The organism is Streptomyces sp. NPDC093225 (assembly GCF_044753805.1).
GTDB lineage: Bacteria > Actinomycetota > Actinomycetes > Streptomycetales > Streptomycetaceae > Streptomyces.
On sequence record NZ_JBIVNX010000006.1, the window covers coordinates 170324 to 196969 of the forward strand.

25 protein-coding genes are annotated in these 26646 nt (G+C 74.7%); 10 read left to right on the forward strand and 15 right to left on the reverse strand.

Annotation, left to right across the window (positions count from 1 at the left end; translation table 11 throughout):
- Window position 1: 1 nt before the first annotated feature.
- The 7 genes from ACIQCH_RS08785 to ACIQCH_RS08815 form a co-directional block, all read right to left on the reverse strand.
- Window positions 2-1351, reverse strand: coding sequence for a glycosyltransferase (locus ACIQCH_RS08785; RefSeq protein ID WP_402579418.1), 1350 nt, complete (start codon window positions 1349-1351; stop codon window positions 2-4).
- On the reverse strand, window positions 1348-2145 hold the full coding sequence (locus tag ACIQCH_RS08790; RefSeq protein WP_402579420.1) for a polysaccharide deacetylase family protein: 798 nt from the start codon (window positions 2143-2145) through the stop codon (window positions 1348-1350). Before ACIQCH_RS08790 ends, ACIQCH_RS08785 begins: the two co-directional genes overlap by 4 nt.
- Window positions 2135-3844 (reverse strand): lipid II flippase MurJ, encoded by a 1710-nt coding sequence (locus tag ACIQCH_RS08795; RefSeq protein ID WP_402579532.1) that lies wholly within the window; start codon window positions 3842-3844, stop codon window positions 2135-2137. Before ACIQCH_RS08795 ends, ACIQCH_RS08790 begins: the two co-directional genes overlap by 11 nt.
- A gap of 158 nt (window positions 3845-4002) precedes the next feature.
- Window positions 4003-5457: an O-antigen ligase family protein gene (locus tag ACIQCH_RS08800; protein ID WP_402579422.1), complete on the reverse strand. Its 1455-nt coding sequence runs from the start codon at window positions 5455-5457 to the stop codon at window positions 4003-4005.
- A gap of 2 nt (window positions 5458-5459) precedes the next feature.
- Window positions 5460-7031: an exopolysaccharide biosynthesis polyprenyl glycosylphosphotransferase gene (locus ACIQCH_RS08805; protein WP_402579424.1), complete on the reverse strand. Its 1572-nt coding sequence runs from the start codon at window positions 7029-7031 to the stop codon at window positions 5460-5462.
- Complete coding sequence (locus tag ACIQCH_RS08810) at window positions 7028-8209, reverse strand: glycosyltransferase (protein ID WP_402579426.1); 1182 nt, start codon at window positions 8207-8209, stop codon at window positions 7028-7030. Before ACIQCH_RS08810 ends, ACIQCH_RS08805 begins: the two co-directional genes overlap by 4 nt.
- A 21-nt stretch (window positions 8210-8230) precedes the next feature.
- Window positions 8231-9397 (reverse strand): DUF3344 domain-containing protein, encoded by a 1167-nt coding sequence (locus ACIQCH_RS08815; RefSeq protein ID WP_402579428.1) that lies wholly within the window; start codon window positions 9395-9397, stop codon window positions 8231-8233.
- Between the two features lie 175 nt (window positions 9398-9572).
- Between ACIQCH_RS08815 and ACIQCH_RS08820 the strand changes: the two genes are divergently transcribed.
- The 5 genes from ACIQCH_RS08820 to ACIQCH_RS08840 all read left to right on the forward strand — a co-directional run bounded on the left by ACIQCH_RS08820 (window position 9573) and on the right by ACIQCH_RS08840 (window position 13018).
- Window positions 9573-9833 carry a chaplin gene (locus tag ACIQCH_RS08820; RefSeq protein ID WP_402579430.1) on the forward strand — a complete coding sequence of 87 codons (261 nt, stop codon included), beginning with the start codon at window positions 9573-9575 and terminating at the stop codon, window positions 9831-9833.
- Window positions 9834-10008: 175 nt separating this feature from the next.
- Window positions 10009-10419: a rodlin gene (locus tag ACIQCH_RS08825; RefSeq protein WP_402579534.1), complete on the forward strand. Its 411-nt coding sequence runs from the start codon at window positions 10009-10011 to the stop codon at window positions 10417-10419.
- 344 nt (window positions 10420-10763) lie between these two features.
- Window positions 10764-10997, forward strand: a complete 234-nt coding sequence (locus ACIQCH_RS08830; RefSeq protein WP_402579432.1) for a chaplin — start codon at window positions 10764-10766, stop codon at window positions 10995-10997.
- A 127-nt stretch (window positions 10998-11124) separates the two neighbouring features.
- Window positions 11125-12474, forward strand: coding sequence for a chaplin (locus ACIQCH_RS08835; protein WP_402579434.1), 1350 nt, complete (start codon window positions 11125-11127; stop codon window positions 12472-12474).
- 199 nt (window positions 12475-12673) lie between these two features.
- The gene (locus ACIQCH_RS08840) at window positions 12674-13018 is read left to right on the forward strand and encodes a hypothetical protein (RefSeq protein ID WP_030207059.1); all 345 of its coding nucleotides are present in this window, start codon (window positions 12674-12676) and stop codon (window positions 13016-13018) included.
- 226 nt (window positions 13019-13244) lie between these two features.
- Here the strand turns inward: ACIQCH_RS08840 and ACIQCH_RS08845 are convergent, their stop codons facing one another.
- Both ACIQCH_RS08845 and ACIQCH_RS08850 read right to left on the reverse strand, forming a co-directional pair.
- Entirely contained in the window at window positions 13245-13484 is a 240-nt protein-coding gene (locus tag ACIQCH_RS08845; RefSeq protein ID WP_402579436.1) for a chaplin, read from the reverse strand.
- A 180-nt stretch (window positions 13485-13664) separates the two neighbouring features.
- Entirely contained in the window at window positions 13665-14294 is a 630-nt protein-coding gene (locus ACIQCH_RS08850) for a hypothetical protein (protein WP_402579437.1), read from the reverse strand.
- Between the two features lie 181 nt (window positions 14295-14475).
- On the opposite strand from ACIQCH_RS08850, the gene ACIQCH_RS08855 reads away from it, so the two are divergent.
- Window positions 14476-14886, forward strand: a complete 411-nt coding sequence (locus ACIQCH_RS08855) for a rodlin (protein WP_402579439.1) — start codon at window positions 14476-14478, stop codon at window positions 14884-14886.
- A 132-nt stretch (window positions 14887-15018) separates the two neighbouring features.
- Here the strand turns inward: ACIQCH_RS08855 and ACIQCH_RS08860 are convergent, their stop codons facing one another.
- Window positions 15019-15666: a vitamin K epoxide reductase family protein gene (locus ACIQCH_RS08860; protein ID WP_402579441.1), complete on the reverse strand. Its 648-nt coding sequence runs from the start codon at window positions 15664-15666 to the stop codon at window positions 15019-15021.
- A gap of 87 nt (window positions 15667-15753) precedes the next feature.
- On the opposite strand from ACIQCH_RS08860, the gene ACIQCH_RS08865 reads away from it, so the two are divergent.
- Entirely contained in the window at window positions 15754-16791 is a 1038-nt protein-coding gene (locus ACIQCH_RS08865; RefSeq protein ID WP_402579443.1) for a P1 family peptidase, read from the forward strand.
- A gap of 171 nt (window positions 16792-16962) precedes the next feature.
- On the forward strand, window positions 16963-17742 hold the full coding sequence (locus ACIQCH_RS08870) for a DUF6227 family protein (RefSeq protein WP_402579536.1): 780 nt from the start codon (window positions 16963-16965) through the stop codon (window positions 17740-17742).
- Window positions 17743-17804: 62 nt separating this feature from the next.
- Here ACIQCH_RS08870 and pfkB read toward each other — a convergent pair whose 3' ends face one another.
- Both pfkB and ACIQCH_RS08880 read right to left on the reverse strand, forming a co-directional pair.
- Window positions 17805-18827, reverse strand: coding sequence for a 1-phosphofructokinase (gene pfkB / locus ACIQCH_RS08875; RefSeq protein ID WP_402579445.1), 1023 nt, complete (start codon window positions 18825-18827; stop codon window positions 17805-17807).
- A 270-nt stretch (window positions 18828-19097) separates the two neighbouring features.
- Window positions 19098-20657, reverse strand: a complete 1560-nt coding sequence (locus ACIQCH_RS08880) for an MFS transporter (protein ID WP_402579447.1) — start codon at window positions 20655-20657, stop codon at window positions 19098-19100.
- Window positions 20658-20718: 61 nt separating this feature from the next.
- Here ACIQCH_RS08880 and ACIQCH_RS08885 point away from each other — a divergent pair, with 61 nt between their 5' ends.
- Window positions 20719-21720, forward strand: a complete 1002-nt coding sequence (locus ACIQCH_RS08885; RefSeq protein WP_402579449.1) for a helix-turn-helix transcriptional regulator — start codon at window positions 20719-20721, stop codon at window positions 21718-21720.
- Between the two features lie 79 nt (window positions 21721-21799).
- Here the strand turns inward: ACIQCH_RS08885 and ACIQCH_RS08890 are convergent, their stop codons facing one another.
- Window positions 21800-22798, reverse strand: coding sequence for an RNA polymerase sigma factor RpoD/SigA (locus ACIQCH_RS08890; RefSeq protein WP_402579451.1), 999 nt, complete (start codon window positions 22796-22798; stop codon window positions 21800-21802).
- Between the two features lie 502 nt (window positions 22799-23300).
- Between ACIQCH_RS08890 and ACIQCH_RS08895 the strand changes: the two genes are divergently transcribed.
- Window positions 23301-23936 (forward strand): Uma2 family endonuclease, encoded by a 636-nt coding sequence (locus ACIQCH_RS08895; RefSeq protein WP_402579452.1) that lies wholly within the window; start codon window positions 23301-23303, stop codon window positions 23934-23936.
- An 11-nt stretch (window positions 23937-23947) separates the two neighbouring features.
- Here the strand turns inward: ACIQCH_RS08895 and ACIQCH_RS08900 are convergent, their stop codons facing one another.
- Both ACIQCH_RS08900 and ACIQCH_RS08905 read right to left on the reverse strand, forming a co-directional pair.
- Window positions 23948-24736, reverse strand: a complete 789-nt coding sequence (locus ACIQCH_RS08900) for a dioxygenase (RefSeq protein ID WP_402579454.1) — start codon at window positions 24734-24736, stop codon at window positions 23948-23950.
- Window positions 24737-24881: 145 nt separating this feature from the next.
- Complete coding sequence (locus ACIQCH_RS08905) at window positions 24882-26432, reverse strand: MFS transporter (RefSeq protein WP_402579456.1); 1551 nt, start codon at window positions 26430-26432, stop codon at window positions 24882-24884.
- Window positions 26433-26646: the final 214 nt, after the last annotated feature.

The following is a 26646-nucleotide window of genomic DNA, read 5'->3' on the forward strand; positions in this document are numbered from 1 at the left end:
CTCACTTCGAAAACGGGCTCTGCGGGTGCGTCGGGTGGTGCGGTCGGTTCCGGTCGTACGGGCCGCCGTCCGCCGGTGCCGCGACGGGGGCGGGGGCCGGCTCCCCCCGCAGCGGGGCGGGGACCGGGCCCGGCGCGGTCGGCGCCGGCCGGCGCGCGGTCGCGGTCGGCTGCGGGCGGGTGCCGGATCCCGCGGCCCGCGCCGGCACGGCACCGCGCGGGGCCAGGGCGCGGGCGTAGACGCCGAGGAGCAACTCGGCGCTGTGGGCGATGTCGTAACGGCGGACGACGGGCGGCGGGGCCGGCCGGCCCGCGCCGGCGGCGGCCTGCACCTCGGCGAGGGCCGCGGTCAGCTCGCCGGGCTCCGGACCGATCCGACGGGCGGCCGGGGCCTCCTCGGGCGCCAGGTCGTCGATGGCCGGGCAGGTCACGTACCGCACGGGCAGCCCGGCCGCCAGCGCCTCCAGGACCGCGAGGCCGAAGGCCTCCTCGCGGGAGGGCGAGACGAACACGTCCAGCGCGGACAGCAGCGCGGGCACCCCCGGGGCCGCCCCGGCCCCGGCCGGCGCGGCCCCGCCCAGCTGGTCGCACTCGCCCAGCAGGACGACCCGGTCGGCCGCCCCCAGCCGGTCGGCCAGCCGTTCCAGCGCGGCCCGCTCCGGGCCCGCCCCGGCCAGCAGCAGCCGCGCCCCCGGCAGCGCCGCCACCGCGCGCACCAGGACGTCGAAGCGCTTGCCCGGCACCAGCCGCCCGACCCCGCCGACCACGAACGCGTCGGCGGGCAGCCCGTACCGGTCCCGGACCGCCCGCCGGGCCGCCGGGTCGAAGCGGAAGCGGACGGCCTCGATCCCGTTGGGTACGACGTGCAGCCGCGGTCCCGGCACGCCCCAGTCCCGCAGCCGGGCGGCCACGGTGTCCGAGACCGCCACGGTCGCCGCGCCCAGCCGCTCCCCGGCCAGGTACAGCGAGCGGACCCCGCGGGTCAGGGGCCGGCCCTCGATCTCGCGCTCCCCCAGCGAGTGCTCGGTGGCCACGACGGCCCCGACCCCGGCCAGGCGGGCGGCCAGCCGCCCGTACAGGCAGGCCCGGTACAGGTGCGTGTGCACGAGGTCGTAGCGGCCGGCCCGGATGAAGCGGACCAGCCGCGGCAGCGCCCGCAGGTCCCGGTTGCCGGCCATCCCCAGGTGCACCACCCGCACCCCGTCGGCCCGCAGCCCCTCGGCCACCGGGCCGGGGTTCGTCAGCGTCAGCACGTCGCAGTGGACCTCCGGGGGCAGGTGCCGCAGCAGCAGCCGCAGCTGCTGCTCGGCGCCGCCCACGCCCAGGCCGGTGATGATGTGCAGGACCTTCACCCCGCGGCCCCCCGTACGTACAGGGCGCGGTGCCGCAGGCGCTTGACGGCCAGCCGCGCCGCGCCGTCGGCCTGGCTGACGTGGGTCCGGGGCATCGCGTACGGCCCTGCCAGCCGGCCCGGGGCGATGGCCACCGCGTAGCCGTAGCCGGCGGCGCGCACCGCTTCGGCGACGCGCCGGTCGACCGCGCCGTACGGGTAGCAGAAGCCCTCCGGGGCGGTGCCGGTGAGCGCCCGCAGCGCCTCGCGGCTGCCGCCCAGCTCCTGCGCGAGGACGTCGTCGGCGGCGCCGACCAGGTCCTGGTGGAGCAGTCCGTGCGAGCCGATCTCGTGTCCGGCGGCGGCCGCCGCACGCACTCCTGCGGCCGTCAGCAGGGCCTTGCGCGGCCCGAGCGGGTCCCACACGTTGTCGGTGCCGAGCCGGCCGGGCAGCACGTACACGGTGGCCGTGCACTCGTACCGGCGCAGCAGCGGCAGCGCCTGGGTGACGAAGTCGGCGTAGCCGTCGTCGAAGGTCAGCCCGACGAGCCCGGCGCCGCCGCCGGCCGCGCGGGCGGCCCGCAGTTCGCCGACGGAGACCCCGCGCAGCCCGCGGGCGCGCAGCCACAGCAGCTGGCCCTCCAGCGCGGCGGGGGTGACGGTGATGCCGTACGGGTCCTCGGCGGGGTCGGTGAACTCGGCGACCGAGTGGTACATGAGCACCCAGGGGGTCCTGGGTGTCCGGGGCGTCCGACCGCCGGTGCGGGCGGGCGGGACGGGGCGCGAGGCGCTGGGTGTCGCCGTGTCAGCGGACATGACGGAACCTCTGGGTGATGGTGGCGGGCAGGGAGGTGACGTCGAGTGCCTGCATGGCCGTGCCGGCGGCCATGAACATGGCCGGGACGAGCAGGCAGCCGAGCGCCGCGCTGAGGAGCGGGCTGGGGATCATCGGTCCGGCCAGCCAGCCGGTGCCGCAGGCGGCCGCGGCGGCCACGGAGAGCCGGGCGAGGCTGACGGCCACCCGGCGCACTTGGATGGCGATGACCCGCGAGCCGATGCCGTAGAGCAGCAGGGCGGCGGTGGTGGAGATGCCGGCGGCGTTGCCGGCGGCGATGCCGTACGTGCCCCACCGGCCCACGGCGAAGGCCCCCGCCGCGATGTTCACCACGAGCCCGGCGGCCATCGCGGCGGCCGGGAACCAGGTCGGTCTGGCCGTGGAGAAGAAGGGCCGGGACAGGGCCCCGACGAGGCAGTGGCCGAGCAGCCCGAGGGCGTAGACGCGCATGACGGAGGCCGTGGCGAGGGTGTCGGAGTGGGTGAACGCCCCGCGCTCGAAGAGGACTTCGATGATCTGGGGGGCGTACCCGATGACCAGGGCGGTGCCCATGAGGACGGCCAGGGAGGCCAGGGCCAGGTCCTGCTCGACGCGGCGGCGGGCCTTCTCGCGCTCGCCGCCGGCCATGGCCTGGGCGACGACCGGGAAGGTGACGGTGCAGATCATCAGGGAGAGCACCATCGGCATCTGCGCGACCTTCTGCGCGTAGTTGAGGTGCGAGATGGCTCCGGGCGGGAGCGAGGCGGCGAGGAAGCGCTCGACGAGGACCTGGGACTGGCGCGAGACGGCGAAGATGATGACGGGGGCGAGGGTGCCGAGGGCCAGCAGGGTGGGCCGGGCGCCGTCCCGCGCCGCGCGCGCCCGGCGGCCGATGCGGGGCCGGACGAGGCCGACGTGCCGCAGGAAGCCGGGGAGTTGCACCAGCACCATCAGCGCGCCGCCGACCGCGACCCCGGCCGCGGCGGCCCGGACGCCCCAGGCCGCGTGCAGGGCGAGCATCGTGCCGATGATGCCCGTGTTGTACGCGACGTAGATCGCGGCCGGGGGCAGGAAGGAGCGGTGGGCGCGCAGTCCGGCGCTGAAGTAGCCGGCGATGCCGAAGGTGAGCACGGTCAGGGCGGTCAGGCGGGTGCACTGGACCGCGAGCCGGGGGTCGGGCAGGCCCGGGGCGAGCGCGGCGACGACCAGCGGGGCCGCGGCCATCAGCACGACGGCCACCACGGCGAGCAGCACGGCGAGCCGGGGCAGCGTGGCGCCGACCAGCAGCCGGACCGGGTCCTGGGCGCGGGCCTCGCGCCGGGTCAGGCTGCTGCGGGCGGCCGCCCGGCGGGCCAGGGCGTGGCTGAACGCGGGCACCATGAGCAGCGCCATGGCGTCCTCGATCAGCAGCGTCGAGGCCATCTCCGGGACGGTCCAGGCGATCAGGAAGGCGTCGCTGTCGTGGCCGGCGCCGAAGAGGTGGGCGATGGTCTGGTCGCGCAGCAGGCCGAGCACGGCCCCGGCGGCGGTGAGGCCGGCCGTGACGGCGGCGGCCTTGGCGAGGAACCGTCCGAGGCGCGGGCCGCCGGGTTCGCCGGGCGCGGCGGCCGGTCGTACGGGGTGGGCCGCGTGGCGTGCGGGGCCGGGGAGCACGCCCGGTGGCACGGAGCCGGGGCCCGCCTGCCCGCCGCGGGCGACCACGCCCGGGGCTTCGGGCGCGGGAACGCCCGCGGCGGGGAACGCGCCCTCGCCGGCGGGGGTGGGCCCGGCACCGCCGGCGGGGGTGAATCCGGCCCCGCCGGCGTGTGAGGCGCGGGGGTCCGGGGGCGGGGCCCCCGGGACCGGCGCCGCGGTCTCCGTCACGCGACCGCCGCGCCTTCGGGGGCCGGAAGGGCGGCACGGGTCGGCTTCGCGGAGCCGGCGCCACCCGGGGCGGAGCCACCCGCGGAGCCCAGGGCCCACCAGGCCGCGAGGCCGATGACGACGCCGGTGAGCACGGTCGAGGGCCCGCCGATGTCCGCGTACAGGAAGTCCGTCAGCTGCCACACCAGCAGCCCCACGGCCACCGGTCCGCAGTCCCGCACGGCCCGCGCGCCCGGGTCGGGCCGCACCGCCCGCCGGATGCCGGCGGCGAGGACCGCGGCCCAGCCGCCGACCAGTGCGGTCAGGCCGACGAGCCCCTGCTCGCTCAGGACGAGCAGGTACATGTTGTGCGGGGACAGCAGCGGCTGGCGCATGAACGCCTGGCCCGCGCCGGCGGTGTCGCTGCCGGAGGAGAGGCCGAGCGAGGAGTGCGCGTCCCGGTTCGCGGGGAAGCCCTTGAGCCCGACCCCGGCGGTCGGCCGCTCGGCCCACATCGACCCCGCGGCGGCCCACATCGTGTACCGGTCGGTGACGGACTGGTCGGGGGCGGAGCTGACCTGCGTGATGCTGGTCAGGCGCTCGGCCACCATCTCGGATCCCACCCCGAGCCCGCCGACCAGCACGACCCCGGCCGCCACCAGCGCCGCCAGCACCGCGAGCGCCCGTCGCACGCCGGCGAGCAGCATGACGACCAGCCCGGCGGCCGCGGTGGCGATCCACGCCCCCCGGCTGAAGGACAGCACCAGCGGCACGACCAGCGCCCCGGCGGCCGCGGCCGCCGGGGTCCGCAGCCGTCGCGGGGTGCCCGGCGCGAGCGCCAGCGCCGCGGCGGCGACGAGCCCATACGCGACGACGGTGGCCATGCCCATGACGTCACCGGGGCCGAAGGTGCCGACCGCGCGGATGTTCTCGCCCTGGTACGAGGCCCCGGTACGGGTCGCGTACTGGACGACGCCGAGGCCGCCCTGGACGAGCGCGAGGACGGCGAAGCAACCGGCGGCGGCCCGGAACTCCCACCCATCGCGGACGAGCAGCACGATCGCCCCCGGCACCAGCACGAACACCTGCAGGTAGCGCACGAAGCCGGGCAGCGCGGCGTACGGGTCCCCCGCCGTGACCGTGGCCACCGCCAGCCCCACCGCGGGCAGCGCGAGGAACAGCCCGGCCGCCGGGGTCAGCGGCCGTACCCGCCCGCGCAGGGCCTGCACGGCGCACACGAGGACCAGCAGCAGGGACGCCGCGTCGGCGGGGCCGACCTTGCCGGAGGCGGTGGCGTCGCCGGCCGGCACCGGGGCGACCAGCGCGAGCACGGTGGCGGCCAGCGGCAGCAGCGGCCAGTGCCGGCGCAGCAGCCGCGCGAGGGGCGCGAACGGCGCGGCCGGGGTGTGCGGCGGGTACGGGAGAGGCGCGGCGCCGCTGACGGCGAGCCGCACCCCGGGCGGGGCGCTCATGGTCAGCTGCCTCCCAGGCGGAAGCGGAAGAAGGAGGCCGCCGTGCGGGCCAGGATCCACAGGTCCTGCCAGAGCGACCAGGTGTCGATGTAGTGGTTGTCGAAGCGGGCCCGGTCCTCGATGGAGGTGTCGCCGCGCAGGCCGTTGATCTGGGCCAGTCCGGTGATGCCGACGGGCATCCGGTGGCGGGCCTCGTAGCCGGGGTGGACGTCGGCGAACTTCGTGACGAAGAAGGGGCGTTCGGGGCGCGGGCCGACCAGGCTCATGTCACCCCGGACGACGTTCCACAGCTGCGGCAGCTCGTCGAGGGAGGACTTGCGCAGGAAGCTGCCCACCCGGCTCATGCGGCGGTCGCCGGCCACGGTCCAGCGGGTGGCGGACTCGTGCTCGTCGGCGCGCAGGGTGCGGAACTTCAGCAGGGTGAAGGGGCGCCCGTACAGGCCCACCCGCTCCTGCCGGAAGATCACCCCGGGGCCGTCGGCGAGCCGTACGGCCGCCGCGCACAGGGCCATCAGGGGCGCTGCCAGGGTCAGGGCGACCAGCGCCAGCAGGCCGTCCATGAGGCGCTTGACCGCGCGCTCCACGGGCCGGGCGGGGCGGGGCAGCAGCAGCTGGGCGGCGTAGCCCCACACGTGGTCGGCACCGGCCGGGCCGTCCGCGCCTCCGGAGGTCCGGGCCACCCGCATGCCGGTGACCCGGGCGGTGCCGGCCGGGTCGGCGAGCCAGAGCCGGCAGCCGTGGTCGTGGCAGAGCCGCAGCAGGGCCGCGGTACGCTCGTCGGCCTCGGGGGGCCGGGTGAAGACCGCGACCCGGACGGCGTTCTGGATCACCGCGCGGCGGACGTCCTCGTGGCTGGTCAGCACCGGGAGCGGGCCGGTGGCGGCCTCGGGGTCCTGGCCGGGGTCGGCGAGGCCGACCGGGCGCAGCCCGTACTCCTGCCGGCCCTGGAGGGCGGTGGCCACCTGGCGGGCGCCGGCCAGCGGGCCGACGACGAGGGTGGAACGGGGGTGGCGGACCGCGGCCCGGCGGCGCAGCTGGTTGACGAACCCGCGTCCCGCGCACGTCAGTACGACCTGGAGGCAGACGGCGGTGGCCAGCGCGGCCCAGCCGAGGGCGTGGCGGGGGGCGGCCGCGGCGACGGCGGCGGCCGCGGCGCACCACACGACGGCGGACCGGCCCAGCAGGGCGGGGAGTTCGAAGAGCGCGGAGGGGGCGAGCCTGGGCCGGTACAGCCCGGCCCGGGCGTGCAGCACCGTCAGGCCCGCGACGACCGGACCGGCGAGCACGAGCGGGCCGGCCGCGGCGAGCGGGCCGGTGGTGAGGGCGTCCGCGGCCCCGCCGGCGGGGGCGAGGGCGGGCAGGGCGGCGGTGCCGGCCAGGGCGGCCAGCACGTCGACGGCGAGCAGCGGTGCCGCGCCGGGGTGGCGGCGGGTCCGCCGCGGCCGCACGGCCGGGCGGACCCGCTCGGCCCGGGGCCGGCGCGGCGGGTGGATCGAGGTCGCCGAGCGGCGGAGGGCCGTGGGTGCGGCGCCCTTCCGCCCGGCGTGCGGCGCGTGTGCGCTCTCCATCGTCATCGGCTGTTGCGCTCCTGGTTCAAGAGCCGGGGCAGGCCCAGCAGTTCGTGGTACAGACCGGTGACCGCGGCGGTGGTCCGCCGTACGTCGAACTCCGCACGCGCGTGCTCCTGGGCCTGGCGCCCCAGCGAGTCGAGCAGCTCCGGTTCGGCCAGCAGCCGGCCGAGCGCCTTGGCCAGGGCCGTCGGGTCCTCCGGCGGCACGAGGCACAGGGGCGCCTGGCCGGGGGGCAGGCTCTCGCGGGCCCCGCTGACGTCGGACACCACGACCGGGCGGCCACAGGCCATGGCTTCGAGCGGGGCGAGCGCCATGCCCTCCCAGCGCGACGGCAGTACAACGAGATCGGCGGCCCGAAGCCACGGCCTGATGTCGGCGGCCGCCCCCGTGAAGAGCACGCCGGGCGGGGCCGCGTGCTTCAGCCGGAGCGCGTCGGGGCCGTCGCCCACCAGGACGAGCCGGGCGCCCGGGGCGGTCGCGGTCACCTCTCGCCAGGCGCGCAGCAGGAGGTCCTGGCCCTTCTGGTGGCACAGCCGGCCGACGCACACCACGAGTTGCCCCTGGGGTGCGGAGCGGGACAGCAGCGGCAGTCCGGCCCGGGCGACGGCCTTCTCGTCGCCGTCACCGGGCCGGAAGTGGTCGAGGTCGACGCCGTTGCGGATCACGGCCCAGCGGCCGGCGATGCCCGCGGACTCGCCCTCGCGCCGCTCGGACTCGCTGACGCAGAGCACCCGGTCGGCCCAGCGGGCGCCGATCCGCTCCCAGCGCAGGGCGAGGGCGGCCGTGGTGCCGCTGACCGCGTCGAAGGACCAGGCGTGCGGCTGGAAGACGGTGCGCGGCCGGCCGCGGGCCGCGAGCCGGCCGGCGAGGCCGGCCTTGGCGCTGTGGGCGTGCAGGATGTCGGGCCGTACCCGGGCCAGCAGGCGGGCGGCCGCCGCGGTCTCGGTGGCGAGGGTGGGACCGGGGCCACGGGTGGCCCGCCAGGTCAGTACGTCGGCCCCGGCCTCCCGCGCGGTGTCGGCGAGGGTGCCGCCGGGCGGGCAGGCGACGACGGCGCGGAGGCCTTCCCGGGTCTGGGCGCGGACCAGGTCGGTGACGACCCGGGCCACTCCGCCCTCCACGGGCTGGACGAGGTGGAGGACCGTCGGGCTGGCGCCGTCGGTCGCGTGGTCTGACTGCACGTGGAGTGGTCTCCGTACGATTCAGCGGCGCGCGTCTGCCTGTACGAAGAGCACGCCGAGGAACTGACCCTGGTTTTCCGCACCGAACCTGAAGCGCAGGCTGCGGGCGCCTTCGGACAGCGCGGGACCGAGGTCGAAGACGTCCGCGTCATATCCGAGATTGTTCATATAATCTGGCTGTCGCTTGAAAACAGAACGCCCGAAATCCGTGATCGTGGAATTCAGTACGTCGTTGAACGGGTTTTCGGCGTCGCCGATGTTCGTTCGACGACCGCTACTGGCCGTCACGGTCAGCGAGTCGCCCCGCACCCCCCGGTCCCCGTCGTAGCCGACCACCCCCACCCGGCCCGCGCCCCGCGCCGGGACGTCCAGACCGGTCAGCTCGACCGTCCGGCCGGTGTCCGCCGGCCGGGCGTCGTCCGCGTCCAGGTCATCGTCGTCGCCCGCGTCCACGTCCGCCTCGGGGTCCTCGCCCAGGGCGGTGAACCCGTCCCAGAGCGAGAGCTGGCGCAGCGGCTCGTCGGCCTTCTCGTACGCGACCACGAGGGTCCAGCCGCCCCAGGCACCCACGTCCGAGCTGCCCTTGGCGATGTTCAGCTGCGCCACCGTCCACAGGCCGCCGCCGAACCTCCGCACCAGGGGGGTCACGTCGGCCGAGGCCTGGTAGGCGTCGCTCTCGTCGCCGTCGCGGTGGCCCACCTTGGTGTCGGCCAGCACGTCCTTGTACGAGCCGCCCGGCTCGGCGACCAGGACCCGGCCGTTGTCCTCCGGCGGCTTCTGCTCCCCGACCCGCAGGTTGCCGCCCCAGTAGAGGCGGGCGTACGTGACCCGCGCGCCGGGCGGGAGCAGGAGCTCGGCACGGGTCGCGTTGTACGTGTTCGGGTCCCGGTCGACGTCGCTGTAGAGCATGTCGAAGTTCGAGTTGACCGCGGCGGCGCCGCGTCTGACGTCGGCGCAGGGCTCGACGTCGGGATCGACGCGGCGCCAGCAGCTGATGCCGGAGTTGGACGCCCGTACGAATCCGCCGTGCTGGACCGCCTGGTAACGGTGGGTGAATGGAATCTCGGGCATTTCCGCCGGCGCCGAGACCGCTGTGGCGGCCGGAAGGGCGAGGGAAAGCCCCAGGCCGGACAGCGTGCCGAGGGTGCGGAAGGTCCCGCGCCCCGTCGACTTCGAAGCCTCCGACATGACCCGGTCTCCAATTTCGATCAAGGCGACAAAACAGGAGTGCACTTTGTCAGAAATCGGGGTGGAAATCACGTCGGACTCGCTTGTACGGCCTTTCGGGCGACGGTGCGCACCCTTGACGGTCGAGCGTCGTTATGCGGGTGCACCATTGTTCGAACCGAAAGGAAAAACCGAGATGAAGAAGACGCTGATCCGCACCTCGACCCTGGCCGTCGCGGGCGTCGCGATGATCATGGGTGGGGCGGGCCTGGCCTCCGCCCACGGCGAGGGCGGCAACGGCGCCTTCGCCCAGGGTGCCGCGGCCCACTCCCCCGGCGTCCTGTCGGGCAACCTGGTCCAGGTCCCGGTGCACGTCCCGGTCAACCTCTGCGGCAACACCGTCAACGTCATCGCCCTGCTCAACCCGGCGTTCGGCAACACCTGCGTCAACGCCTAGGACCCGCGCCCCACTTGGCGGCCCCACCGGGCCCCACGCGGTCGGCGCGACCGGATCCGACCCTCGGGCACCCGGGGGCGCTCGGCCGAACGAGTGAAGGGTCGCAACCCAAACCAGGCGCCGACCGTTGATCCGGATGCTCCTGTACCGGGCAATCCTCAGAAAAGGGATGACAGTGATCAAGAAGATGATGGCCACGGCGGCGGTCGCGGCTTCGGTCGTGGGCGTCGGAGCTGCGATGGCCCCGCAGGCGATGGCGATCGGCAACGACAACGGCGTCAACACCGTGAACGGCAACGGCGCCTCCCAGGTCTACGGCAACCAGGCCACGTACGGGAACATGAGCCCGCAGATGGCGCTGATCCAGGGCTCCCTCAACAAGCCCTGTGTCGCCCTGCCGGCGAAGGCCAACGTGCAGTCGGTCCTGGCCCTGGTCAACGTCGGCGTCCAGGACATCCCGATCCTGTCCGCGCCGCAGACCCAGCAGTGCACCGAGAACTCGACCCAGGCCAAGGGCGACGAGCCGCTCTCGCACATCCTGGACAACATCCCGGTGCTCTCCGGCAACGGCGCGGTCAACAGCTAGTCCCGACCGCCCCGCGCCACGAGGCCGCCGCACCCTCCGGGTCGCGGCGGCCTCGTCGTCTGCGCGCCGGCCCCGCCGCCCACCGGTGGAATACCCCCGCGCCGACTCCGCCGACGCCCGCGAATAACCGTCGAAAACCGACGCGGATATCCTCCGGAAGGTTTCTTCAGGATCCTTTCACGGAGGCATTGGAGTGAAAGCCCCGCGACCCGCCCAGGATTCTCGGTTTCTTTTTCACGGACAGCTCGTTACTCAGCTCGCAGTGGTGTTGTACGGACAGGAAACTGTGTGCGCAGCACGAGGGTCGTGTATGCGGTGAACACCGCTGCGGGAAAGGACAGAAAATGAAGCTCACGAAGGCAGCCGCCGTCGTCGCCGGTGTCCTGATGGCCGCCGGTGCCGCCGCCCCCGCGATGGCCGACTCCGAGGCCAACGGTGCGGCCGTCGGCTCCCCCGGCGTGCTCTCCGGCAACCTGGTCCAGGTCCCGGTCCACGTCCCGATCAACGTCTGCGGCAACACCGTCAACGTCATCGCGCTGCTCAACCCGGCGTTCGGCAACGTCTGCCTCAACGACTGACGCAACGCCGCGTCTGCCGCCCACTAGGGCGAACCTCCTCGGGGTGGCCTCGGAGTGCACGGCGGTGCACTCCGAGGCCACCTTGAATTACCGCACCGGCCGCGCGCCGGTAGACAGGGAAGGACCCATGCGACAGGTACTGAGCCGACAAGTACTGAGCAAGGGCGTACTCACCGCCGCGGCGGCCTCAAGTCTGCTCTCCCTCGGCACCGGGGTCGCGTTCGCGCACCCGGCGGCCACCGCCGAGGCCTCGCACTCCCCGGGCGTACTGTCCGGCAACGCCGTCTCGGTACCCGTCACGCTCTCCCCGAACGTGTGCGGCAACACCGTGGACCCGGGCGGGGCCCTCAACCCCTCGTTCGGGAACCACTGCGAGAACGGCTCCGGCCACGAGGTCCACCACCACTACTACGGCGGCGGCGAGGGCTACGGCGGCGGATACGACTACGAGCGCCACCTCGCCCCCGAGGCCCGGGACTACGAGCGCTACCTGCGGCCCTCGCACGACGAGGACGCCGGACCAGGCCGCGGCCGGCACCGCCGCCCCGACGGCGGCGAGGGGGACCGCGGGCGGTACGAGGAGGACCGCGGACCCGGGTACGGGCGCCACGCCGACCGCGGCCCCGCGGGACCCGGCCGCCACGCGCACGGGGACGAGGGGGCGTACGGCCCCGGCGCCGAGGAGGACCGCGGCCCGGGTTACGGCGGCCACGACGAGGACTGCGACGAGGAAGGCGCCCCGCCGCCCCGGCCCGCGACGCACGTCCCCCCGCAGCCCACGCCGCACCCGGCCCCCAAGCCCCACGCGCAGCCCGGGCCGAAGCCGCACCCGGCACCACCGGTGCACGAGGCCGGACCCCGGCCCAAGCCGCACGTCCCGGCCAAGCCGCACCCGGCCCCGAAGCCGCACCCGGCACCGCCGGTGCACGAGGCCACGCCGCTCCCCGCCCCGGCCCCGGCCCCGGCTCCCCACGAGGTGCCCGAGCCGCGGCCGCGGCAGGGCCACCAGGAGGACCTGCCCCCGGTCGTCCCGGCCCCCGCGCCGCTCCCGGCCCCCGCACCGGCCCAGCCGGCGCCGGCCCCGGCGGCCGAGCTCCCGGCTCCCGTCCCGGCGGCTCCCCCGGTGGTACCGCCGGCGCCGGCCGCGCCCGCCCCGGCCCCGGTCGTCGAGGCGCCCCCGGCCGCACCGGCTCCGGCCGCGCCGGCCGTGGACCAGCCCCCGGCCAACCCGGAGGAGGACCGCCCGGTCGACCTCACCCCGGCGCCCGCACCGGCCCCGGTGAGCCCCCCGGCCGCCGCCCCGGCGCCCGCGCCCGAGGCCCCCTCCCCCGCCCCGGCCCCGCTGCCGGCCCGGCAGGTGCCCGTCCTCGCCGCCACCGGTGCCGGCGGGCCGCTCGTGCCCGCGGCCGCGCTGAGCGCGGGCCTGCTGCTCGGCGGCGCCGTCCTGTACCGGCGCTCCCGGAGCATGTCGGCGTAGGAGAGGTAATCGGGGGAATCGAAAAAACTAAGAAATATCGGCCGGAGATCCCTCTGGGATTCTCCGGCCGAGCGTTTGCCCGAGCGCATGTCCGAGCGTCCCGCAAGAAACCGACGGCGACGGGGTTTCCGTTGTGCGGAGGAATCGTTGAGCAGGACGAGAGTGGCGCGACGGTCGCCGCCGGAGAAAGGGATTCGAAATGAAGTTCTCGAAGGTCGCCGCTGTCGTCGCCGGCTCCGTGGCCGCGCTCGGAGCGGCCTCCCCCGCCTTCGCCGCCGACGGCCCCGCCCCCATGAGCCTGAACGGCGGGGCGATGGACGTCCTCGCCGCCGCCTCCGCGCCCACCTCGGACCTGCCGCTGCACCTCGAGAACGCCGTGACCGAGCAGGGCTCCGCGGTCAACTCCGCCGTGCAGGGCGTCGAGGGCGTGAACGACTTCCGCAACCACGCCCCCGACAAGGTCATGGGCGCCGTCTCCGGCGCGACCGACACCCTGCCCGCGGTGGCCCCCATGCTCGGCGGCCTGCACGTCAACGGCGGCTGAGCCCACGCCTCCCTCCCCGCTCCGCTCCCCGCTCCGCTCCCCCGTCTCCGCCCGCGCCGCCCGGACCCCACCGGCGGCGCGGGCGGAGGCGCGTCACCCCCCGGGCCGTCCCCGGCACGACGGCGGGCGCGGCCTCCCGTACCCGTACGCGCACACCCCCCGCACACGTCGAGGCGCCCCCGGCCGGAAGCCGGGGGCGCCTCGGGGAGCCGAGCGGGCCGCTGCGTCAGTCGTTGACGCAGACGTTGCCGAAGGCCGGGTTCAGCAGCGCGATGACGTTCACGGAGTTGCCGCAGACGTTGACCGGGACGTGGACCGGGACCTGGACCAGGTTGCCCGACAGCACGCCGGGGGACCCCACGGCAGCGCCATCCGCCTGGGAGTCGGCGACGGCGGAGCCGGCGGCCGCACCCGCGGCGAGACCGGCGGAGGCCAGGACCAGAGCGGCCTTCTTGGCAGAGTTCATGGGAAGTGCACCTTCTGTTCGATGATCCGCCCCGATCCGGGGCTCACACCGAGCGAAACGGTGCGGCGCGGCGAAACGACACGGGTCGGTCCACAACTCGCCCTGTTCAGCCCATTTGTCGTAACCGCGTGCCCGGTCGCGGGCTCCGGAGCCGGTCCGGGAGCCCGCGACCGGGCGGGCTCACGGGAGCTCGGGCACCTCCAAGGCCGGCGCCTCCACCGGCAGTTCCGGGAGGTCCACCGGAAGGTCCGGGACGTCCACCGGAAGGTCCGGGAGCTTCGGCGGATCGACGGGGAGGTCCGGGAGCGCGGGCGGGTCGACGGGGAGCTTCGGGACCTCCACCGGGAGGTCGGGGAGCTTGGGCAGCTCGATCGGGAGCTTCGGCAGCTCGATGGGCAGATCGGGCAGCTTCGGCAGCTCGATCGCCGGGAGCTTGATCCCCCCGAGCAGGCCGGTGAGGGAGCCGAGCAGGTCGCCGAGGGTCTTCGTCAGGCCGGCGAGCAGGTCGTCGATCGGGCCGGCCTGGACGGCCGCCGCCGACCGGTCCTCCGCACTCCGCTCGGGGCGTTCGTCGGCCTTCTGCTCGATCCGCCGCTCGATCCGGTCCTCCACCTCCCGTACGGCCGCGAGGCGTTGGTGGACCGCGTCGGCCGTCAGGCGTTGGTGGGCGGTGGAGTTGGTGAGGCGGCTGCGGAACGCGGCGGCGGAGTCGTCACCGGACGCCGCGCCCGCGGGCGCGGCCGCGCCGAACAACAGGGCGGCGCACAGCGCGGACGGGACCAGGACGCGGGGCGCCTTCTTGGGGTGCATGGGTGTTCCTTCGATGGACTGCGGGATCGGGACGAATCCCCCATCACCCACCGTGAGATCCGCGTCTACCGAGCGCAATGCGCACGGGCCGTTTGAGTGAAGCAGCGGAACCAACCCCCGCCGGGCCCAGTTGATCAGGGCGCTCCACTAGCGGGCACTCGTGCGACAAAAGGATCACCCCATGCTCAAGAAGATTATGGCCACCGCCGCCGCCACCGCCGCCGTGGTCGGCGCCGGCGCCGCCGTCGCCGCCCCGGCGATGGCCATCGGCAACGACAACGGGATCAACACCGTCAACGGCAACGGTGCCCAGCAGATCTACGGCAACCAGAAGACCGCCGGCGACCAGAGCCCGCAGCTCTCCGTCGTCCAGGGCACCCTGAACAAGCCCTGCATCGGCATCCCGGCCAAGGTCAACGCCCAGTCGCTGGTCGCCCTGCTCAACGTCGGTGTCCAGGACATCCCGGTCCTGTCCGCGCCGCAGACCCAGCAGTGCACCGAGAACTCCACCCAGGCCAAGGGCGACGAGCCGCTCTCGCACATCCTGGACAACATCCCGGTGCTCTCCGGCAACGGCGCTGTGGGCAGCTGATCTCCGCTCCCTCTCCCCGTCCGGGCCCGTGACGCCCGTGGAGCGACGTGCAGGACCCCCGGCGGCCGCCAGCCGCCGGGGGTCCCGTCGTTGTGGGGGAAGGAGGGTGAGCGGGGGAAGGGGACGGGCGGTTCAGCTGGTCCAGAAGTCCCACCACCGGGTCAGGACCAGCATCCCGATGACCCCGACGTGCAGGACCGGCGCGACCCAGGGGAACTCCCCGAAGAAGCCCCGGAGCCAGCGCGGAGCGGGCAGCACCCCGGTGCGGACGTTCCGGGCGAGCGTGAACCAGAACATCAGCAGGGTCGCCACCCAGGCCAGGCAGCACCACAGGCACAGGGCGTTGATCCGGTACAGGGACTGGAACATGAGCCACGCGCAGAAGGACGTCCCGAAGAGCTGGCCGGCGGACAGGCCCAGCCAGAACCAGCCCCGGTAGCGGGCGCCGGCCAGCATCCCCACGGCGATGCAGACGACCACGCCGTACGCGACCAGGCCCAGCATCGGGTTGGGGAAGCCGAAGGCCGCGGCCTGCTCGCTCTGCATGACGCTGCCGCAGGAGACCACGGGATTCAGGCTGCAGGCCGGCTTGAAGTCCGGGTCCTCCAGCAGCAGGAACTTGTCGAGGGTGATCACCCAGGAGGCCAGTACCCCGGCCGCGCCGGTGGTGGCCAGCAGCCAGGCCAACCCCCGTTCCGCAGGAGGCTCTTCGCTGTCGGGTCGGGTGCGGGGCCGGCCCTGCTGGCGCGGGATGGCCTCGTTTGTCGTGTTCGTTGCCATGCACCTCATACTCCCGCATTCCATGATGAACCCCCGCCAAACCTGCGCGTCGGGGCCGAAGTTGACGAGAACTGGTACGGATGACGCATGGACCGAGTAGACGCACTGACGGATGTGGCGGGGCTGCGGGTCGGGCACGCCGAACTGGCCGGGCCGGGCGCGCTGTCGGGGACCACGGTGGTCCTCGCGCCCGAGGGCGGCGCGGTGGCCGCCGTGGACGTGCGCGGCGGCGGGCCCGGCACCCGCGAGACGGACGCCCTCGACCCGCTGGCCCTGGTGCAGCGGGTGGACGCGGTGGTGCTGACCGGCGGCAGCGCGTACGGACTGGACGCGGCCTCCGGGGTGATGGCCTGGCTGGAAGAACAGGGGCGAGGGGTGCCGGTCGGACCGGAGCCGGGGCAGGTGGTGCCGGTGGTGCCCGCCGCGGCGCTGTTCGACCTCGGCCGCGGCGGCGACTGGCGGGCCCGGCCCGACGCCGCCCTGGGGCGGGCCGCGGTGACGGCGGCGGCCGCCTCCGCCGTGGGCGCGCGGGTGGCGCAGGGCTCGGTGGGCGCGGGCGCCGGGGCGGTGGCCGGCGGACTGAAGGGCGGCACCGGGTCGGCGAGCGTGCGGCTGGCGTCCGGGACGACCGTGGGCGCGCTGGTGGTCGTCAACGCGGTCGGCTCGGTGCTCGATCCGGCGACCGGGGTGCTGTACGGGCGCCTGCACGAAGGGCGGATCGCGTACCCGGCCGAGGCGGTGCACGCGGCGGCCCTGGCCCGGCTGGAGCGGGCCCGGGAGGAGACGCGGGAGCGCGCCGCCGGGTTCGTGCGGCCGCCGCTGAACACGACGCTCGCCGTGGTCGGCACGGACGCCCGGCTGACCCGGGCGCAGGCCCGCAAGGTGGCGGGCACCGCGCACGACGGCCTGGCGCGGGCGGTGCGTCCGGTGCACCTGATGCACGACGGGGACACGGTCTTCGCCCTGTCGGCCGGCGAACGGCCGGCGGAGGACCTGGACGAGTACAACGCGGTGCTCGCGGCGGGCGCGGACGTGCTGGCGCGGGCGGTGGTGCGGGCGGTGCTGGCGGCCGAGGGGGTGGACGGGCCGGGCGGGGTGTTCCCGGCGTACCGGGACCTGTACTGACGCCGGCGGCGGGGCGGCGACCTGCGGCGACGGTGGCCGGGACGGTGCGCCCGGGTGGCGGGAACCCGGCGGGGGCGCCGTACGTCTTTCGATTACCCGGGCGGGATGTCGGCCCCAGGGGCTACGTTGAGCATCCGCGAAGTGACTAGCTGCGACGGCCTGGAGACCACGTTGAGCGATCCGTACGAGACAACCGAGGCCCACCTCGAGCGACTCCTGGGCCGCGCCCTGAACTCCTTCGACCTCCCCGACCAGCTGGTCGAGCGCATCGGCACGGCGCTCGCCCACAGCTCCGCGCTGCATTCCTCGCACCACAGCTCCGTCACCGGGCTGCACCACGAGACGTACCGGCACACCTACCTGCTGGCGGACGGCGAGGCGGTCTCGCTGTGGGAGCTGGCCCACCGCGCGCCGGGGGCGAGCGCCCTGCGGCACGAGGTGTTCGCGGACAAGGAGGAGCTGGGCCTGGCCGTGGACCGGCTGTTCGGCGAGGAGTACGACCTCTCGGCGGCGGAGCTCGCGTCGTACGCGGCGCTGGCGGACGACGACGGCCCGGAGCACGATCTGGCGGTGCTGGGCGCCCTGTTCGCGCGGCCGACCCTGCCGCGGCAGCGCCGGACGTACGCGGTGGACGACTCGGCGGACCACGCCCGCCGGGTCCTGCGCCGGGCGGAGAACGCGGACCGGCCGGGGCCCGCGGTCGCCCGGCTGCTGACCTCGGCCTACGCGCACCAGATCACGCAGGCCTTCGGGAGCCGGCAGTGCCTGTCGGACGGCCGCGACGCCGGGTTCACGCTGTACGAGCACGCCTTCGTGCTGCTGGACGGTACGGAGTGCAGCCTGTGGGAGGTGGAGCACACGGCCACGCCCGACGGGCGGCACATGTGCGAGGTCTACGCGAGCGAGCGGGCGGCCCGGGAGGCGATGGAGGTGCGGGCCCGGGTGCGGTAGGGGGTTGGCGGGGCGAGGGGTGGTGCTGGTGCTCGCGGGTGCGGGTGCGGGTGCGGTGCGGGTCAGTGGTCCGGTAGGGGGCGGTCTGCCGGGACGTCGTCCGGGGTCGTCACGACGGTGACGGCGGACGGGTCGAGGTCGGCGGGAGTGGGCATCGCGCTGCCCGGCAGCCCGACCGCGGCGGCGCCGTGCGCGAGGGCGGAGGCGAGTGCGGCCGGGCCGGAGCCCGGCCCCGGTCCGGCGGGCCCGGTGTCGGTCCCGGCGGTGGCGGGGGTAGCGGTCGCGGCGGCGGGGGCGGCGGTCGCGAGCAGGAAGCCGGCCAGGGCCGCGTCGCCGGCGCCGACGACGCTGCGGACGGTGCCCACGCGGGCGTACCCGTAGTACGTGCCCGTCGCGTCGACGAGCAGCTGGCCGGCGGCGCCGAGGCTGGCGAGCACCGCCCCGGCGCCCCGGTGCCGGAGCTCGCGCGCGGCCTCGGCCGCCTCGCCCACGGTGGCCAGCGGGCGGCCGACCGCCTCCGCGAGCTCCGTGGCGTTCGGCTTGACCAGGTCGGGCCCGGCCGGGAGGGCCGCCAGCAGCGCGGGGCCCGAGGTGTCCAGTGCGACGCGTGCGCCCGCCTCATGGGCGCAGGCGATGAGGTCGGCGTACCACTCATGCGGCAGGCCGCGCGGGAGGCTGCCGCAACAGGCGATCCAGTCCGCGGCGGGCGCCTGGGCCCGCACCGTGTCGAGGAGCAGGGCGGCCTCGACGGGGGTCAGCTCCGGACCCAGTGCGTTGATCTTGGTGAGGGTGGCGTCGGGTTCGACGACGGCGATGTTGGAGCGGGTGCTGCCGGCGACGCTCACCGCGGTCACGTCGATGCCCTGGGCGCCGAGGAGTTCCCCGACGAGCGCGCCGGGGGCACCGCCGAGCGGGAGGACGGCGATGGTACGGCCGCCCGCGGCGGCGACGGCGCGGGAGACGTTGACGCCCTTGCCTCCGGGCTCGACCCGCTCGGCGGTGGCGCGGTGCAGGGCGCCACGGGTCAGGGCCGGCACCTCGTAGGTGCGGTCCAGGGAGGGGTTGGGCGTGACGGTGAGGATCATGCGTGTGCGGCTCCCGTGCCGGTGGGCTTCTCCTGCCCCAGCGTCTCCGTGACGCCGGTGCGCCGCCAGTGGGGGCGCCGGGGGGCCGTGTCGCCGGTGGGTCGGCTCGGGTTCCGCCCGGGAACCCCCGGCGCTGCGCACCGGGGGCGCTCGAACGCCGCGCGGGCTGGATTCCGGCCCGTCCCGAACGCCGCGCGGGCTGGAGTCGCCCCGCCGCGGGCAACTCCAGGCCCGGCGGCGAAGGGGCGCTTCCAGCCTCGCCGGCGGCGGTTACGCCGGGACCTTCGTGGGGGTGTCCGCGGCGTCCAGCGGGGCGTCGGCCGACTCGGGGGCGGGACGGCGCTGGTGGCGGGGGAGGAAGAACATCACCGCGAAGATCACGGCGAGGACGGCGATGACGTACCAGAGCGCGTTCTCGAAGGCGTCCGTGAAGGCCAGGGCGGGGCCGGCCTCGGGAAGCCGGTCGTCGACGATCGTGAAGTAGACGACGGAGACCAGGCCGAGACCGAGCGCGTTGCCCATCTGGCCGGTGGTGTTGATCAGCCCGGACGCGGAGCCGGCGTGCTCGCGCGGCACCTCGGAGAGCACGGCGTCGGTCAGCGGCGCCACGATCAGGCCCATGCCCACGCCCATCACGGCCAGCGGCAGCGCCATCTGCCAGGAGGCGATCCCGAGGCCGTAGCGGTTGGCCTCCCAGATGTAGAGGAGCACGCCCAGGGCCATGACCAGCGCACCGGCCTGCAGCACCCCGCGGCCGAAGCGCGGCACGAGCTTCTGCACCGACAGGCCGGCCGCGGCCGAGACGGCCAGGGAGAACGGGATGCCCGTCAGACCGGCGTGCAGCGGGGTCCAGCCGAGGCCGAGCTGCATGTACAGCGTCCAGCAGAGGAAGAAGATGCCGGTCGCGATGCCGAAGGTCAGCTGGACCGCGATGCCGCCCGCGAAGCTCTTGATGCGGAAGAGCGAGAGCTCGACCAGCGGGGAGCCGTCCTTCCGGGTCTTGTACTTCTCGTACGCGATGAAGGCGGCGAAGACGAGCGGCGTGGCGCCCATCGAGACGAAGCCCCACGTCGGCCAGCCGGCCTCGCGGCCGTGCGTCAGCGGGTAGATCAGCATGACCAGGCCCAGGCTGACCAGGACGACGCCGACGAGGTCGAGGCGCAGCGCGACGGGGGCCTTGGACTCCCGGATGAACTTCGCGCCGAGCAGCAGACCGGCGATGCCGACGGGCAGGTTGATCAGGAAGATCGGGCGCCACTCGAGGCCGAAGAGGTTCCACTCGGTGAGCAGTGCGCCGAGCATCGGGCCGGAGACGGCACCGAGGCCGACGATCGCGCCGAACATGCCGAACACCTTGCCGCGCTCCTCGGCGGGGAAGGTGACGTGGATGATCGCGAGCACCTGCGGGACCATCATGGCCGCCATGCCGCCCTGGAGGAGGCGGGAGGCGACGAGCATCTCGGGGTTGGCGGCCAGGCCGCACAGCGCGGAGGCGGCGGTGAAGCCCGCGATGCCGACGAGGAAGAGGCGCTTGCGTCCGTAGATGTCACCGAGGCGGCCGCCGGTGATCAGGGCTGCGGCGAAGGCCAGCGCGTAGCCCGCGGTGATCCACTGGATCGCCGTGTCGGACGCGCCCATGTCCGCCTGCATGCTGGGCAGGGCGATGTTGACGATCGTGACGTCGACGAGGTCCATGAACGCCGCGGTCATGACGATCGCCAGGGCGAACCAGCGGCGCCGGTCGGCGGAGGCCGCGGTTGCTATGGGGTCGGCGGGATCGCGGTCGGGCCCGGGCGCGGCGGGCTGCTGTTCCTTGTGGGTGCTGGTCATGGGAGGAACGCTAGCCCGGCAGTAGGTCAGATCGTGACCTATTTACCGCGAGAATGGGTCCATGACCGACACTCCCGCACGGCTCCTGACCCTGCTGTCCCTCCTGCAGACGCCCCGGGAATGGCCCGGCAGCGAGCTGGCCGAGCGGCTCGGGGTGAGCGCCCGCACGATCCGGCGGGACATCGACCGGCTGCGCGAGCTGGGGTATCCGGTGGAGGCGTCCAAGGGTGCCGTCGGCGGGTACCGGCTGGTGGCGGGGGCCGCGCTGCCGCCGCTGGTGCTGGACGACGAGGAGGCGGTGGCGATCGCGGTGGGGCTGCGGGCCGGCGCCGGGCACGCGATCGAGGGCGTCGAGGAGGCGTCCGTACGGGCCCTGGCCAAGCTCGAGCAGGTGCTGCCGTCGCGGCTGCGGCACCGGGTGAGCACCTTGCAGTCCGCCACGTCGGCGCTGTCGCGCGGCGACGGGGCGAGCATCGACCCGCGCACGCTCACGGCCATCGCGGCCGCGGCGACGGGGCGGGAGCGGCTGCGGTTCGCCTACGAGGCGGGGGACGGGCGGAGCTCGAAGCGGCTGGTGGAGCCGTACCGCCTGGTCTCGACGGGGCGCCGCTGGTACCTGGTGGCGTACGACCTGGAGCGGGCGGACTGGCGGACCTTCCGGGTGGACCGGGTGCGCGAGCCGTTCGCGACGGGGGCCCGGTTCGCGGCGCGGGAGCTACCCATGGGGGACGCGCTGGCGTTCGTGGAGCGGGCGATGCGGTCGGGGCGGGGGCAGGCGCCGTACGGGGCGGAGGTCGTGTTCGGGGCGCCGGCGGAGCGGGTGGCCGCGGTGGTGCCGTACTGGGTGGGCACGCCGGAGCCGGAGCCCGGGGATCCCGGGCGCAGCCGGCTCCGGTTCACGACCTCCGACCAGCCCGACTGGGTGGCGATGCGGCTGGCGCTGGCGGGCGTGCCGTTCGAGGTGCGCTCCCCGGCGGTCCTGGCGGACGCCGCCGCGGTGCTCGGCGCCCGCCTCAGCGCCGCGGCGGTGGCCGGCGGCGCGGATGCCGTGCCGGGAGCGTGAGCGCACGCGGGTGGGGAGGGTGGGCGGGCGGGGGAGTGCACGGGCGGGCGCCCGCGGACCGGGTGGGCGCCCCGCGGCGTCAGGCGGCGGCGTCGAAGCCCGTGTCGCGGGCCATCCGCTTGAGCTCGAGCAGCGCGTGCTTCTCGATCTGGCGGATCCGCTCGCGGGTCAGGCCGTGCTCCTTGCCGACCTCGGTCAGGGTCCGCTCGCGGCCGTCGTCGATGCCGTACCGCATCTTGATGATCGAGGCGGTGCGGTCGTCGAGCTTGCCGATCAGGTCCTCGAGCTCCTCGGTGCGCAGCAGCGAGAGCACCGACTGCTCGGGCGAGATCGCGGAGGTGTCCTCCAGCAGGTCGCCGAACTGGGTGTCGCCCTCGTCGTCCACGGACATGTTGAGGCTCACCGGGTCGCGGGCCCAGTCGAGGACGTCGCCCACCCGCTGCTCGGTGGAGCCGAGCTCGGCGGCGATCTCCGCGTGCTCCGGGTCGCGGCCGTGCTCGCGGTTGAACTCGCGCTGCACGCGGCGGATCCGGCCGAGCTCCTCGACGAGGTGGACGGGGAGCCGGATGGTGCGGGACTGGTCGGCGATGGAGCGGGTGATGGCCTGGCGGATCCACCAGGTGGCGTACGTGGAGAACTTGAAGCCCTTGGTGTAGTCGAACTTCTCCACGGCCCTGACCAGGCCGGCGTTGCCCTCCTGGATCAGGTCGAGCAGGGGCAGTCCGCTGCGCGGGTAGCGGCGTGCGACCGCCACGACCAGGCGCAGGTTGGACCGGATGAAGACCTCCTTGGCCCGGTCACCGGCGGCGGCCAGCTGCCGGAGCTCCTCGTGCGTGGCGCCGGCGGAGGCGCTCTCCAGCTCGCCGTCGAGGATCTGCCGGGCGAACACGCCCGCCTCGATGATCTGCGAGAGCTCCACCTCCTTCGCGGCGTCGAGCAGCGGGGTGCGCGCGATCTCGTCCAGGTACATGCCGACCAGGTCGCGGTCTGCGATCTCCCCGCTGACGGCGCGAACGGTGCCGGAGGTACCGGTGCTGGCCGTGTCGGACTGACGACGGGCGACGGCGCGGGTTGCCATGCGTGCTCCCTTGCGATGAGTTCGGTCGCGGTGCGGCTCGTGCGGCTGTCGGGACCCTCTCGCGAGCGCCCCGCATCCGAAGGAGACAACGACCGCAATCGGGACAGAATTCCCACGCGGCGTCCCGAATTTCGCGATCTTGCAGTATCCTGCCCGCCGCGCCCCGCGGTCGACTGCGCCCGACCCGGCCGCCGACGACGGATCCGCAGGTCAGGACGCCCCTGGGCGGCGGGCGGCCGCCCGGTCCGCGTCAGCGACGGCGACCCCGCGAGACCGCCGTCACACCCCGCGTGACCACCCTCGCGTACCCACGGCGCCACACCCTCACCCCCGGAGACGCTCCGCCGCCCGGTTCGGTTGCCCGGACAGCGGCTCGAGCCACCCTTTCGAATGACGGGAAGACATTCCTCCGGCATATGCAGCGACTTTTCCCTAGCGTCAGGGCGTCGCTTGTGTCACCGGGCTGCCGACGCCCAGACTTCGAGGAGGAGGTGTTGCACCCATGACCGCTCTCGCCCACGAGGCTCCGGAGGCGGAGTCGCCCCACGACGGACTGGATGAGGTCTTGTGGCAGGCATGGAGGGCCATGGAACTCCCCGAGGGCTACCGCGCCGAGATCATCGAGGGGTTCATCGAGGTGTCGCCCACGGGTCGCTACTCGCACGGTCGGATCGTCAATCGCCTGCGCCGGGCCGTTGACGCCTTCCTCGGCGGCGGAGAATACGCCGCCTTCCAGGACATGAACGTGATCCACGGCCGCAAGGCATGGATTCCGGACCTCTTCGTCGCCCTGGAGGACGAGGAAGAGGACGCCACCGAGGACGGCATCGGGATCAAGGCATCAGCCGTCCGCCTCGTCGTCGAAGTGGTCTCCCCCGGACACGACGGCACGACGCGCGACCGAGCGCGCAAGCGACGCGAGTACGCCCGCGCGGGGATCCCCGTCTACGTGCTGATCGACGACTACGACGGGCACGGCACGGTGAGCGTACTCACCGCCCCGAGTCCGGGCGAGGCCGTCTACGCCGGCGAGGTGCGCGTCCAGTACGGGCGCGAGGTGGTGATCCCGGAGGGCCCCGCCAAGGGTTTCGCGATCGGGGAGGAGATCACCGGGCCCGCGCGGAACGCCTCCGCGTGAGGGGATCGGCGTCAGCCGAACTGGAGCGAGCGCTTGGCGAGGCCCATCCAGAAGCCGTCGATGACGTCGCGGTGGGCGGTGAGGTCGCCGGCGGCGTCGGCGGCGCCGAGGGTGACGAACAGCGGGGCGAAGTGCTCGGTGCGGGGGTGGGCGAGGCGGCCGGCCGGGGAGCGGTGCTCGAAGTCGAGGAGGGCGTCGACGTCGGCGGCGGCGAGCGCCTCGCGGCCCCACGCGTCGAACTCCGCCGACCAGCCGGGCACGCCGCCGGCGTGGCGCAGGGCGGCCAGGTTGTGGGTGAAGAAGCCGCTGCCGACGATCAGGACCCCCTCGTCGCGCAGCGGGGCGAGCCGGCGGCCGATGTCCATCAGGGCCTGCGGGTCGAGGGTGGGCATGGACACCTGGAGGACCGGGATGTCGGCGTCGGGGTACATCTCGACGAGCGGGACGTACGCACCGTGGTCGAGGCCCCGGTCGGGGATGTCCTGCACCGGCGTGCCGGGGGCGCGCAGCAGCTTGCGCACGCTCTCGGCGAGCTCGGGCGCGCCGGGGGCGTCGTACCGGACGCGGTAGTAGTGCTCGGGGAAGCCCCAGAAGTCGTAGACGAGCGGAACGGGCTCGACGGCGCCGAGGGCGAGCGGGGCCTCCTCCCAGTGGGCGGAGACCATGAGGATCGCGCGGGGGCGGGGCAGGCCCGCGGACCAGGCGGCGAGTTCGCCGGGCCAGACCGGGTCGTCGGCCAGGGGCGGGGCGCCGTGGCTGAGGTACAGGGCGGGCATGCGGGCCGGGCTGGGCGTGGTCATGTTTCGAGCGTAACCCCGAATGGTTCAAATTTGAAGGAGTTTTTCGTTCGAATTTGAACGGATGCGGCCGGGGGTGGGGCAGGTACGGGAAGGCCCCGGCCGCGCGGCGTGCGCGACCGGGGCCCGGGTCCCGGGGGACGCGAGGTCAGTGAGCGATGACCGGGACGGGGGTCTCGGCCTCCGCGCCCGCCGCGCCGTCCGAACCGGCGACGGCCGGGCCCGGCTGCGGGCGACCCGTGGTGATGAAGGTGAACGCGATGACCGCGGAGGTCACCAGGATGCCGACCGCCCACCAGATGGCGGACGAGTAGCCGTGCACCATGGCCTGGGCCTGGACCGCCGTCGCGGCCTCCTTGCCGCGCGAGGCCTCGGCGGCGTGCGAGACCAGGAACTCGGTGGTGGCGGACGCGGCGATGGTGTTCAGCAGGGCGGTGCCGATCGCGCCGCCGACCTGCTGCGAGGTGTTGACCATGGCGGAGGCGACACCGGCGTCGGCCGGGTCGACCCCGATGGTCGCCAGCGACATGGCCGGCATGAAGGCCGTACCCATGCCGAGGCCGAGCAGCAGCTGGGCCGGCAGGATCAGCGCCGGGTACGAGGAGCCGACCTCGATCTGGGTCAGCAGCAGCATGCCGAGGGAGGCCAGCAGGAAGCCCGGCGCCATCAGGTAGCGGGGCGCGACCCGGGTCATGAGGCGGGCGCCGATCTGGGTCGAGCCCGTGATCATTCCCGCGATCATCGGCAGGAAGGCGAAGCCGGTCTTGACCGGGGAGTACCCCTTCACGACCTGCAGGTAGTAGGTGAGGAAGAGGAACAGGCCGAACATCGAGATGACCGCGAGGCCCAGCGAGAGGTAGACACCGCCGCGGTTGCGGTTGGTGATCACGCGCAGGGGCAGCAGCGGCGAGCGCACCTTGGACTCGGTCCACACGAACGCGAGCAGCAGCACGGCGGAGGCCACGAACAGGCCCAGCGTCACCGGGTCGTTCCAGCCGTCGGACTCGGCGCGCGTGAAGCCGTACACCAGGGAGACCAGGCCCAGGGTGGACAGGACCACGCCCGGGATGTCGAGGGAGGAGCGGTTGCGGGCGCCGGCGGGCTCGCGGATGACGAGGAAGGCGCCGACGGCGGCCACGATCGCGAACGGGATGTTGACGAAGAACGTCCAGCGCCAGTTGAGGTACTCGGTCAGGAAGCCGCCGAGGATCAGGCCGACGGCGCCGCCGCCGCCCGCGATGGCACCGTAGATGCCGAAGGCCTTGGCGCGCTCCTTGCCGTCGGTGAACATGACGGCCAGCAGCGACAGGGCGGCCGGCGCGAGCAGCGCGCCGAAGGCGCCCTGGAGGGCGCGGGCCCCGAGCATCATGGCCTCGCCCGTGGCGGCGCCGCCGAGTGCGGAGGCGGCGGCGAAGCCCAGGAGGCCGGTGATGAAGGTGTTCTTGCGGCCCCAGAGGTCGGCGATGCGGCCGCCGAAGAGGAGCAGACCGCCGAAGGCGAGGGCGTAGGCGGTGATGACCCACTGCCGGTTGCCGTCCGAGATGCCCAGGTCCTGCTGGGCGGAGGGCAGTGCGATGTTCACGATGGTCGCGTCGAGGACGACCATCAGCTGGGCGAGGGCGATGAAGACGAGCGCCTTCCAGCGGCTCGGATCGGCCGTCGGCTGGGCGAGCGCCGCCGACTCGGCGGACTTGGGCATGGGGTTCCCCGTTCGTGATGCGTGGCAGCCCGGACGGCGCGGCGGCCGGGCTGGTGTACCTGACGTTTCGGTGGAGCTGGGGTGCCGGCTCGCCTGACGCGCCGGCGTGACTGCTGTGCGGGACGTGCGGGACGTGCTCGGTGTGCCGGTGTGCGGGAGGTGCTCGGTGTGCTGGCGTGCGGGAGGTGCTGCCGTGCGGGACGTGCTGGGTCGC